The following is an 11,025-nucleotide window of genomic DNA, read 5'->3' as shown; positions in this document are numbered from 1 at the left end:
CGGGGGTGACGCGCATCGATGTCGAGACCGCGCTGGAGATGGCAGCGGCGGTCGAAGCGGCGCTGCCGGTCGATGCGGCAATGATGGTCGCCGCCGTCGCCGACTGGCGAGTCGACCGCACCGCGCAGAAGATCAAGAAAGGCCCGGACGGGCCCCCGACGCTGCAGCTTGTCGAGAATCCCGACATCCTCGCCACGCTCGCCGCCAGCCCGCTGCGCCCGCGCCTGCTGATCGGCTTTGCGGCCGAGACCGAGCGCGTAACCGAGCACGCCACCGCCAAGCTGACGCGCAAACGCGCCGACTGGATCGTCGCCAACGACGTGTCGGGCGACGTGATGGGGGGTGCCGCCAATGCCGTCCACATCGTTACTGCAGGCGGGATCGAAAGCTGGGAGCGGCTGCCGAAGGACGAGGTCGCGGCGCGGCTGGCCGATCGCATTTTGGCAACGCTTGCGCCGAACGGCTCGGCGACCTTCGACACGCCCGATACGCACTGCTATGATCCGGCGATGAGTGGCTCCATTACCATTGCGCTGAAACGCCTCCCCCATGGCGAAGGCCTGCCCCTGCCCGTTTATGCAACCGAGGGTGCGGCGGGCATGGACGTCGTCGCCGCCGAGGAAACCGTGCTCGTGCCCGGCGCGCGCGCGGCGATTGCAACCGGCTTCGCCATCGCGATTCCGCCGGGATATGAGGTGCAGGTTCGCCCGCGCTCGGGCCTGGCGCTGAAGCACGGCATCACCTGCCTCAACACGCCGGGTACGATCGACAGCGATTATCGCGGCGAAGTGAAAGTCATTCTCGCCAATCTCGGGCAGGAGCCGTTCGCAATCGCGCGTGGCGACCGGATCGCGCAGCTTGTCCCCGCCCCCGTGCAGCGCGCGGTGCTGGAAGTGTGGAGGCGCTTGACGATACCGCGCGCGGCGTCGGCGGCTTCGGGTCGACCGGGCGATGATCGCCCTGCTGCTTCTGCTCCAGGCGGCGGAGCTGCCCGCCATGCCGACCGACTGGTCGGCGTTGGCACCGATCCCCTATCTCGCGCCGCCCAAGGTGACGCCCGAGCTGTCCGGGTTCGTGGCGACCGAAATCACCGCCGGGCGCTGCGCCGTGCCCAAGCCGGCCGATGGCCATTATGTCGTGCGTGTCGACGTCGCGACCTTGATCGCCTCGGACGGAACGGTGCGGCGCGCGGTGCCGCACGCCATTGCCTGCCCGACGGTCGAACAATATGCGGCGGGCCTCGTCACCGGTTTTGCGCGGGGCAATCTGCCGATGCGGCCGGGCGCGACCGACGCCTGGTATCGCGCGACGATCGTGTTCGAGTGGAACGCCTAGTGCCGTCCTCGGAGAGGCCGGATCATCCCCATCCCGTTCGGGCTGAGCCTGCCCTGAGCAAGGCCCTTCGACAGGCTCAGGGCGAACGGAAAACGGCGCGAAACACCAAAGCTGTGCCTCTGACAGGCTGCCTGTGACGCTGTCCGACGAAGAGCTGAACCGCTACGCCCGCCATATCGTGCTGCGCGAGGTTGGTGGCGCAGGGCAAATGCGGCTGAAGGCCGCGTCGGTCGCGATTGTCGGCGCAGGCGGTATTGGCAGCCCAGCCATTCAATATCTGGCAGCAGCCGGGGTCGGGCGGCTGATCGTCATCGATGACGACACCGTCGATCTTTCCAACCTCCAACGCCAAACCCTGTTCGGCGATGCCGATGTCGGCGCGGGCAAGGTCGCGGCGGCGGCGCTCGCGGCTCACCGGATCAACCCGCATGTCGTGATCGACCAGCGCCCCGAGCGGCTGACCCCCGACAATGCCGCCCGCCTCCTTGGCGGAGCGGACGTGGTGATCGACGGTACCGACAGTTTCACGACGCGTCTCGCCGTTGCCGACGCCGCGCACGCGCTGCGGATCCGGCTCGTCTCCTCGGCGGTCGGGCAGTTCGAAGGCCAGCTCGGCGTTTTTTTCGCGGCTGGGAGGCGGACAAGCCGTGCTATCGCTGCTTCGTCGGCAATGTGGCCGATCAGGCGGGCGACAGTTGCGCCGAACAGGGCGTGCTCGGCGCGATGACCGGGGTGATGGGCAGCCTCGCCGCGCTGGAGGCGATGCGCAGCGTGGTCGGCTTCGGCGAGGATAGCGCGGGCAAGCTGCTGCTGATCGACGCGCTCGCCTTCCGCTTCCGCACGATCGTGCTGCCCAAGGATCCCGGATGCGGGGGATGCAGTTAGCGGGGTTTTAAGGGAGCGCACGCTATGCGCCTGCCATGACCTCTCCGCGCATCCTCGTCATCTTCGGCACCCGGCCCGAAGCGATCAAACTCTTTCCCGTGGTTGCTGCGCTCAAGGCGCAGGGCGGCCTCGACGTGCGCACCTGCGTGACCGCACAACATCGCGGGCTGCTCGACCAGGTGCTCAGCATCGCCGGTCTGCGCCCCGATATCGATCTCGACCTGATGGAACCGGGCCAGACGCTCGACCGCCTGACCGCGCGGCTGCTGACCGGGCTTGGCGACGTGATGGATGCCGAAAAGCCCGACCGGGTGATCGTGCAGGGCGACACCGCCACTGCGATGGTCGGTGCGCTGGCGGCCTATTATCGCAAGGTGCCGGTCAGCCACGTCGAGGCGGGCTTGCGCTCGGGCGACATTTACCAGCCTTGGCCGGAGGAAGTGAACCGCCGCATCGTCGCGCCGATCGCCGATCAGCATTTCGCGCCGACCGAAACCGCCGCCGACGCGCTGCGCCGCGAGAATATCGCCCCCGCGACGATCCACGTCACCGGCAACACCGTGATCGACGCGCTGTACGCGACGCGCGCCAAGCTGGTCGCGGACCCGACGCTCGCGAGCGGGCTCGACGCGATTGCGCAGCGTTTCGCGGGCAAGCGCATCATCCTGGTCACCACCCACCGGCGCGAGAATTTCGGCGGGGGCATGGACAATATCGCGCACGCGCTCGCCCGCATCGCCGCGCGCGATGACGTGGCAATCCTGTTTCCGATGCACCCCAACCCCAATGTCGTCGAGGCGATGAACCGCGTGCTGGGCGACCGGCCCAATATCGCGCGGATCGATCCGCTCGATTACCCGCATTTCATCCGCGCGCTGGAGCTGTGCGACATCGCGCTGACCGATTCGGGCGGCGTGCAGGAAGAAGCGCCCGCACTCGCGAAGCCCGTGCTGGTGATGCGCGAGACGACCGAACGCCCCGAAGGCGTGGCGGCGGGCACGGCCAAGGTGATTGGGACCGATCCCGAACGGATCGTTTCCGAAATATCAACCCTCCTCGACGACAAGGGCGCGTACCAGTCCATGGCACGCGCCCACAATCCGTTCGGCGACGGCCATGCGTCCGGCAGGATCGCAAAGGTAATCGCCGATGGTTTCGGATGCTGAACTGAAGGTTGTCGTCGTCGGGCTGGGTTATATCGGCCTGCCAACCGCCGCCGTAATCGCGCGCACGGGTGCCAAGGTGCTGGGCATCGACGTGTCCGAACATGTCGTCGAGACGGTCAATTCGGGCAAGATCCATATCGAGGAAGTCGATCTCGACGGCCTCGTCTCGGGTGTGGTCGCGCGCGGCACCTTGCGCGCGGCGACGCAGATCGAACCCGCCGACGTGTTCGTTATCGCGGTGCCGACGCCCTTTGCCGACGATCACGCGCCCAATATCGGCTACGTCCTGCGCGCCGCCACCACCATTGCTACGGTGTTGAAGGCGGGCGACGTCATCATCCTCGAATCGACCTCGCCCGTGGGCACGACCGAGAAGGTGCGCGACCTGCTCGCGCAGTTGCGCCCCGACCTGAAGGTGCCCGGCAAGACCGGCGAGAGCGCCGACATCGCGATCGCCTATTGCCCCGAGCGCGTTCTCCCTGGGCGCATCCTCGTCGAGCTGATCGACAATGACCGCGTGATTGGCGGCATCACGCCGCGGTGTGCGCGCAAAGCGCTGCAATTCTATCGCCGCTTCGTGCGCGGCGCGTGCGTCACCACCACCGCGCGCGCGGCGGAGATGACCAAGCTGACCGAAAACGCGTTCCGCGACGTGAACATCGCCTTCGCCAACGAACTGAGCCGCGTCGCCGATACGATGGAAGTCGATGTGTGGGAGGTGATCCGCCTCGCCAACCGCCATCCGCGCGTCAACATCCTGTCGCCCGGCCCCGGCGTCGGCGGGCATTGCATCGCGGTCGACCCGTGGTTCCTGGTCCATGCCGATCGCGACAACACCCCGCTGATCCGCACCGCGCGCGAAGTAAACGACGCCAAGATCGACTATGTCGTGGAACGCGCCGAGGCGATGGTGGCGGCGCACCCGGGCGTTCGCGTCGCCTGTCTGGGCCTCGCCTTCAAGGCCAATATCGACGATTTCCGCGAAAGCCCCGCGCTGAAAGTCGCGACGGCACTCGCGCAGCGCTTCGGCGATCGGCTCGATGTGGTCGAACCTTATACCCGCGCCCTGCCCGCCGCGTTTGACGGCACCGGCACGACGCTGACCGACATCGACACCGCGATCGAGACGTGCGGCATCATGATCGTGCTGGTCGATCATGACGTGTTCAAATCGGTGCCGGTCGATGAGCGCGCCGACAAGATCGTCTATGACACACGCGGTATCTGGCCCGATCAGCCCCGCGCGCCCGTCCGCACGGAAGCGTTGCGCCTCGCCAGCTAAGGCCTGATAGGGAACGCCATGTCGACCGACCCCATCCTCGTCACCGGTGTCGCCGGGTTCATTGGCATGCACGTCGCGCGCGCGCTGCTGGCGCGCGGCGAGCACGTCATCGGCATCGATAATTTCAACGATTATTATCCCGTCAGCCTGAAGGAAGCGCGCGTCGCGGCGATCGCGGCGGAGGCCGAGGGGCGCTTCACGCTACACCGCGTCGATTTCGCCGATCATGCCGCGCTCGATGCAGCGCTCGGGTCCGCACGATTCACCCGCATCGTCCATCTCGGCGCGCAGGCCGGGGGTGCGCTATTCGATCGACAATCCGCGCGTCTATATCCATTCGAACATCGCCGGGCACCTCAACCTGCTCGAACTCGGGCGGCAGCGCGGCGTGGCGCATCTCGTTTATGCGTCGTCCTCGTCCATCTATGGCGGCGATGCGAGCGTACCCTTCAAGGTCGACGACCGCGCCGACCGCCCCTTGTCGCTCTACGCCGCGACCAAGCGCGCCGACGAGTTGATGAGCGAAACCTACGCGCATCTCTATCGCCTGCCGCAAACGGGGTTACGCTTCTTCACCGTCTATGGGCCGTGGGGGCGGCCCGACATGGCGATGTGGCTGTTCACCAGCGCGATCCTCGAAGGTCGCCCGATCCAGGTGTTCAATCACGGCGATATGCGGCGCGATTTCACCTATATCGACGATATCGTTGCCGGGATCGTCGCCTGCCTCGACCATCCGCCTGCCGATGACGGCAGCATCAAGGCCGGCGGCAGCCCGGCCCCGCACCGGCTCTACAATATCGGCAACCACCGTTCGGAGCGGCTCGACCGGCTGATCGACCTGATCGAGGCGGCGTGCGGCAAGCCCGCCATCCGCATCAACGCGCCGATGCAGCCGGGCGACATGCCCGATACCTTCGCCGACATTAGCGCGATCCAGCACGACCTCGGCTTCGCACCGACCACCTCGATCGATGTCGGCGTGCCCCGTTTCGTGGATTGGTATCGCGGCTATATCGAGCGCTGCTGAGCGCCCGATCAGCCCCGACCGCTCGAGCCTTATTTCAGCAGGTCGACCGCAAAAGCACGGACGGCTTCGCCAATATCCGCGCGCCCGACGGCCACCGCCAGATTGGCGGTTACGTACCCAGCCTTATCGCCGCAATCATAGCGTTTGCCGTCAAAGGTGAGCCCATGGAAGGGTTGATTGCCAATCATCCGCGCCATTGCATCGGTCAGCTGGATTTCGCCACCCGCGCCCTTGCCCTGGGTTTCGAGCACCCGCATCACCTCGGGCTGGAGGATGTAGCGGCCGATCACCGACAGGTTGGAGGGCGCGGTGCCCTTGGCGGGCTTTTCGACCAGCCCTTTGACTTCGGTCAGGGCACCGTCGCGCACGCCTGGCGTGATCACGCCATACATGTGCGTCTGATCCTCCGGCACTTCCTGCGCGCAGATAATGTTGCCGCCGACCTGCATATAGGCGTCGACCATTTGCTTCAGGCAACCGGGCTTGCCCACCATGAAATCGTCGGCGAGCAAAACCGCAAAGGGTTCATCCCCCACGATATCGCGCGCGCACCACACCGCGTGGCCGAGACCCATTGGTTCCTGCTGGCGAACATAGGCGACCGCGCCCGGCTTGAGCCGGGTGGCGTCAAGGATCGACAGCGACTTGCCGCGCGCGGTCATGGTCGCCTCCAGCTCGTACGCGATGTCGAAATGGTCCTCGATCGCCGATTTTCCGCGTCCCGTGACGAAGATCATCTGCTCGATGCCTGCTTCCAACGCTTCGTCCACCGCATATTGGATCAACGGGCGATCGACGACCGGCAGCATCTCCTTGGGCATTGCCTTGGTTGCGGGGAGAAAGCGGGTGCCAAGACCACCGACAGGAAAAACGGCTTTACGCAACGGGCGGACGGTCATCTTTGCTCCGAAAAAATACGTTAGCGAAAGGTTACTTCGTTACGCCTCAATACCGATCCGGCCGGATATGGCATCCATCAATTTGGACGCCGGTTTTTCGATACCGCCCGTCAGGGCGCGGCCGGAGCCGTCTTGGGATCGGCAAGCTGTTGCTGGCGCAACTGGTCAAAAGCGGCCTGCGAAATAAAATCGATCAAATCGATGTCGAACACCAGCACCGACTTTGGCGGGATCGGCCCGGAACCGGCCTCGCCATAGCCCAGACTTGGCTTAATCCACACCCGATACTGCGCGCCGCGCGGCATCGCCTTCAACGCTTCGGCGAAACCCGGCACGAGCCCCGCGACGGGCAAGGGCGTGGGTTGGGCGCTTTTGTCGAAGGTCGTGCCATTCGTCAATTTGCCGACATAGTTGACCAGCGCGACGTCTCCGTCGCCCGGCTTTTCCGTCCCGGTTCCGGGTTTCACCACCCGATATTGCAAGCCTGACGGAGTCTGGATGACCCCGCGCACGCGCGCGTTCGCAGCGAGGAAAGCATCGGCCGTAACCGGCACTGCGGCGACTGGCTGGGCGCGACGCGGGAGCGGCTTTTTGACCCGCGCTTGCGCAATCCCACTGGTCAGGAGCAGCGCCGCCAGCCCGGCGGCAAATGCGATCGCGCGCATATCAGCGGCCCGTCGGCGGTCCACCGGCACCCGGGGGCATCATCCCCTGCTGCTGCTGCATCATCTGCTGCTGCATTTGCTTGTACTTCAGGATCGGCATCGAATCGAGCAGTTCGACATCGAACACCAGCGCCGCATTGGGCGGGATCGGGCCGCCGGGCGGCACATGCTCGCCATAGCCAAGGCTCGGCTTGAGCCACAGGCGATATTTGCCGCCCTTGTTCATCAGCTTCAGCGCTTCGCTGAACCCGGGTACGACCCCACCAACCTCGAGCGGGGTCGGCTGCTGCGACTTGTCGAAGACGGTGCCATCCAGCAGGCGTCCCTCATAGGTGATGAGGACTTCGTCCGCGTCGGTCGGGTTCGGCCCGGTGCCCGGCGTCAGCACCTGATATTGCAGGCCCGACGGTGTCGTCACCACGCCCTTCGTCCGCGCGTTGTGCGCGAGGAAGGCCGTAGCGGGATTGACCTGAGTCTGGAACGCCAGTGCAACCGCCGCGACCAGCGCGACGGCGATGCCAAGCCACAGATACACCAAAATGCTCCGCTTCACGGGCTTTAGCGGGACAGCGGTGATCGACATGGTGGCTCCCGGGCAGGGGGTCGAGAAAGATAGGCAGGCGAAATCAGGTCGTGGCGGGCATCAGCGCCCGCCCGATCACGATCTTACCGTGCGCCGTCGCGTTCCATACGCTTGCGCTCGAGCTTGCGCGCGCGGCGTACGGCAGCGGCGCGCTCACGGGCGCGCTTCTCGCTCGGCTTCTCGTAGTGACGGCGCAGCTTCATCTCGCGATAGACGCCCTCACGCTGCAGCTTCTTCTTGAGCGCGCGCAGCGCCTGGTCGACATTGTTGTCGCGTACGATGATTTGCATAAACCCGAACAGCTCCGAATCGATAGAAAAGCGCCGCCGCGAACATGAGGTCCGCGTCGCAAGGCGTGCGCCCTACACGGCGATGCCCGAACTTTCAAGGCATACCGCACCTTTTACGTGACTTTGGGCCGGAGCGGTCTGTAAGCGGGCGCAATGAGCAGCACGCCCCTCACCTTCTACAACAGCCTCACGCGCTCGCTGGAGCCGTTCGTCCCGATCGATCCGCGCCTGGTGCGAATCTACACCTGCGGGCCGACGGTGTATAACTATCAGCATATCGGCAACATGCGCGCCTTCCTGTTTGCCGATACGCTCGGGCGCGTGCTGCGCTGGAAGGGCTTCCCGACCAAGCATGTCATCAACATCACCGATGTCGGCCATTTGACCTCCGACGCCGATGCCGGCGACGACAAGATGGAAAAGGCCGCCGCCGCGCAGGCCAAGTCGATCTGGGAAATCGCCGCGCATTATACTGCGGCGTTCAAGGAAGATGTCGCGCGGCTCAATATCGATCCGCCCGCCGAATGGACCGTCGCCACCGACCACATCCCGCAAATGATCGCATTCGCCCAGCGAATCGAGCAGGACTGCTATCTCATCGACGGCGGGCTCTATTTCGACACCACGCGCGTGCCCGATTATGGCAGCCTGGCGCGCGCCGTGTCCGACGCAGGCGAAAGCCGGATCGATCCGGTCTCGGGCAAGCGCCATCCGCAGGATTTTGCGATCTGGCGGCGGTCGCCCCCCGGCGAGCAGCGCCAGATGGAATGGGATTCCCCCTGGGGCAAGGGCGCGCCCGGCTGGCATCTCGAATGCTCGGTGATGAGCCTGCAGCATCTTGGCCACCCGTTCGACATCCACACCGGCGGGATCGACCACCGCGAGATCCATCATCCCAATGAGATCGCGCAGAACCAGGCGTTCTGTGCGTGCGACGACACCGGCGCGCGAGTGTGGATGCACAACAACTTCCTGGTGGACCGCGGCGGCAAGATGTCCAAGTCTACGGGTCAGTTCCTGCGCTTGCAGACGCTGGTCGATGCGGGCTTCCATCCGCTCGCCTACCGCATGATGTGCCTGCAGGCGCACTATCGCAGCGAGTTGGAATTTACGTGGGAGAACCTTGCCGCCGCCTTCACGCGGCTGAAGCGGCTGGTGATCGCGCGCGATGCCCTGCGCGCGCGCGATGACGGCACGCTGAAGGGCGATGCCGAACCCTATCTGGCGCGGCTGGAGGAAGCGGTCGGCGATGATCTGGGTACCCCGCGCGCGCTGCCGGTGCTGGATGAGCTGCTGGCGGACAAGCGCCTGTCGCCCGCGACTCGGTTGCAGGCGCTCGACGATTTCGATGCGGTACTGGGCCTCAACCTCGCCACGCTGACCCGCAGCGAACTCCGCGTGCGCCCGGTGACCGCGATCGTCACCGAGGCGGACATCGATGCCCAACTCGCCGCCCGAAAAGAAGCGCGTGCGGCAAAGAACTTCACCCGATCAGATGAGATTCGCGATGCACTGGCGGCGGTCGGTGTCGAGGTGATGGATGGTGATGCGCTGGCCTGGGACTGGAAATTGGCGGTCTAGCTCCCTCTTTCCTTCTCACACCTCCTCGTTCAAGCTGCACAGCAGACAATGCGGGGGACGATCTGTCGGTACGCCGGGAATCGTGATCGCGCACGATAGGAGACATTGATGAAGGCCGTCCTCCCTGCGCTCGCGCGCGCGCTGATCGAACATCGGCTTCCTGACGCGCTTGAAGTGACCTGGGTGACGACGCGCGAGGAAGCGACGACCGCGATGGCCGACGCCGAAATCGGCTGGGTCGACCTCTATCCGCACGGGCTGACCCCGGAAGCGGTGGCGGCGGGGACATCGCTCAAATGGCTGTTCACCGCGATCGCCGGGGTCGAGGCGCTCGATTTGCCGACACTCGCCGCGCGCGGGACGGTGGTGACCAATGGCGCGGGCATCAATGCCATCGCGGTGGCCGAATATGCCGTGCTCGGCATCCTCGCCGCCGCCAAGCGCTTCGACAGGGTGGTGCGCAGCGCCGACCGCCACGAATGGCCCGATTATGCCCCGGGCCGCCTCGAACTGTTCGAAACAGCCGCGCTGATCGTCGGCTATGGCGCAATCGGGCGCTTGATCGGCGAACGGCTCGCCGCCTTCGGTGTCGCGGTGACGGGGGTAACCCGCTCGGGCCAGGGCGGCACGCTGACGCCCGAGGCCTGGAAAGCGCGGCTCGGCGATTTCGACTGGGTGGTGCTCGCCGCCCCCTCAACCGACGCGACCAAGACGCTGATCGGCGCGGACGAGCTTGCTGCGATGAAGCCCGACGCTTGGCTCATCAACATCGCGCGCGGCGACATGGTCGATCAGGACGCGCTGATCGCGGCGCTGACCCAAAAGACGATCGCCGGGGCCTTCCTCGACACCGTCACCCCCGAACCCCTGCCCGCCGAGCATCCCTTATGGTCCGCGCCCAATGCGATCCACAGTATGCACCTGTCGGGCCGCAGCCAGACCAAAATGTTCCAGCGCGCCACCGCCTTGTTCCTGCGCAACCTCGACGCTTTCCTGGCGGGACGGGCGATGGAAAATGTCGTGGATTTGGGGGCGGGGTATTAGGGAGCGGTCTGATCCATCCCGGCAGGCAGAAGTCGCCCACTTGCGGACGTCAGGTAAACGCCGACTGACTTGTCGGCTTGACGGTTAGAACGCTCCACCCTTTACGGAGAACTCGTACTCCTCACCTGGCACCCCAATCACCAACTCCTCTCTGCTTGGTGAATATGAAACTGCGTTCTTGCTCGCGCGTCCCGGTAGATTTGATCTACCATCGAACAGTTCTCCGATGGTGAAAGCGCTTATACCGGCAGTGCCGATACGGGCA

9 protein-coding genes and 4 pseudogenes are annotated in these 11,025 nt (G+C 65.4%); 9 read left to right on the top strand and 4 right to left on the bottom strand.

All coding sequences use genetic code 11. From position 1 onward, the window contains the following. The 7 genes and pseudogenes from NW75_RS22745 to NW75_RS05210 form a co-directional block, all read left to right on the top strand. Positions 1–452 (top strand): annotated as a pseudogene (locus NW75_RS22745) (phosphopantothenoylcysteine decarboxylase domain-containing protein); the annotation flags it as partial. Positions 453–509: 57 nt separating this feature from the next. Further along, a pseudogene (gene dut / locus NW75_RS05235) lies at positions 510–955 on the top strand (dUTP diphosphatase). Next, the gene (locus tag NW75_RS05230; protein ID WP_033964155.1) at positions 952–1,335 is read left to right on the top strand and encodes a hypothetical protein; all 384 of its coding nucleotides are present in this window, start codon (positions 952–954) and stop codon (positions 1,333–1,335) included. Before dut ends, NW75_RS05230 begins: the two are co-directional and overlap by 4 nt. A 133-nt stretch (positions 1,336–1,468) precedes the next feature. Next, positions 1,469–2,220: pseudogene (locus NW75_RS05225) on the top strand (HesA/MoeB/ThiF family protein). Between the two features lie 35 nt (positions 2,221–2,255). After that, positions 2,256–3,386: a non-hydrolyzing UDP-N-acetylglucosamine 2-epimerase gene (wecB, locus tag NW75_RS05220; RefSeq protein WP_033964154.1), complete on the top strand. Its 1,131-nt coding sequence runs from the start codon at positions 2,256–2,258 to the stop codon at positions 3,384–3,386. Beyond that, positions 3,370–4,668 carry a UDP-N-acetyl-D-mannosamine dehydrogenase gene (gene wecC, locus NW75_RS05215; RefSeq protein ID WP_033964153.1) on the top strand — a complete coding sequence of 433 codons (1,299 nt, stop codon included), beginning with the start codon at positions 3,370–3,372 and terminating at the stop codon, positions 4,666–4,668. The genes wecB and wecC overlap by 17 nt, the downstream gene beginning before the upstream one ends. A gap of 18 nt (positions 4,669–4,686) precedes the next feature. Further along, positions 4,687–5,698 (top strand): annotated as a pseudogene (locus NW75_RS05210) (NAD-dependent epimerase/dehydratase family protein). 29 nt (positions 5,699–5,727) lie between these two features. On the opposite strand, the gene galU reads toward NW75_RS05210, so the two are convergent. From galU to rpsU, 4 genes are all read right to left on the bottom strand, one after another. Beyond that, entirely contained in the window at positions 5,728–6,597 is an 870-nt protein-coding gene (gene galU, locus NW75_RS05205; RefSeq protein ID WP_033964152.1) for a UTP--glucose-1-phosphate uridylyltransferase GalU, read from the bottom strand. 110 nt (positions 6,598–6,707) lie between these two features. After that, the gene (locus NW75_RS05200; RefSeq protein ID WP_033964160.1) at positions 6,708–7,262 is read right to left on the bottom strand and encodes an FKBP-type peptidyl-prolyl cis-trans isomerase; all 555 of its coding nucleotides are present in this window, start codon (positions 7,260–7,262) and stop codon (positions 6,708–6,710) included. Between the two features lies 1 nt (position 7,263). After that, positions 7,264–7,845 (bottom strand): FKBP-type peptidyl-prolyl cis-trans isomerase, encoded by a 582-nt coding sequence (locus NW75_RS05195; protein WP_033964151.1) that lies wholly within the window; start codon positions 7,843–7,845, stop codon positions 7,264–7,266. Positions 7,846–7,928: 83 nt separating this feature from the next. Then, positions 7,929–8,135, bottom strand: coding sequence for a 30S ribosomal protein S21 (rpsU, locus tag NW75_RS05190; RefSeq protein WP_010162663.1), 207 nt, complete (start codon positions 8,133–8,135; stop codon positions 7,929–7,931). 153 nt (positions 8,136–8,288) lie between these two features. Between rpsU and cysS the strand changes: the two genes are divergently transcribed. Both cysS and NW75_RS05180 read left to right on the top strand, forming a co-directional pair. Next, a complete protein-coding gene (gene cysS / locus NW75_RS05185; RefSeq protein ID WP_033964150.1) occupies positions 8,289–9,716 on the top strand; it encodes a cysteine--tRNA ligase in 1,428 nt (475 codons plus the stop codon). Between the two features lie 108 nt (positions 9,717–9,824). Next, a complete protein-coding gene (locus NW75_RS05180; RefSeq protein ID WP_033964149.1) occupies positions 9,825–10,760 on the top strand; it encodes a D-2-hydroxyacid dehydrogenase in 936 nt (311 codons plus the stop codon). The last annotated feature ends 265 nt before the right edge of the window (positions 10,761–11,025 follow it).

It is taken from the genome of Sphingomonas sp. Ant H11 (genome assembly GCF_000797515.1).
GTDB lineage: Bacteria > Pseudomonadota > Alphaproteobacteria > Sphingomonadales > Sphingomonadaceae > Sphingomonas.
This window is presented reverse-complemented; position numbering and strand designations above follow the sequence as displayed.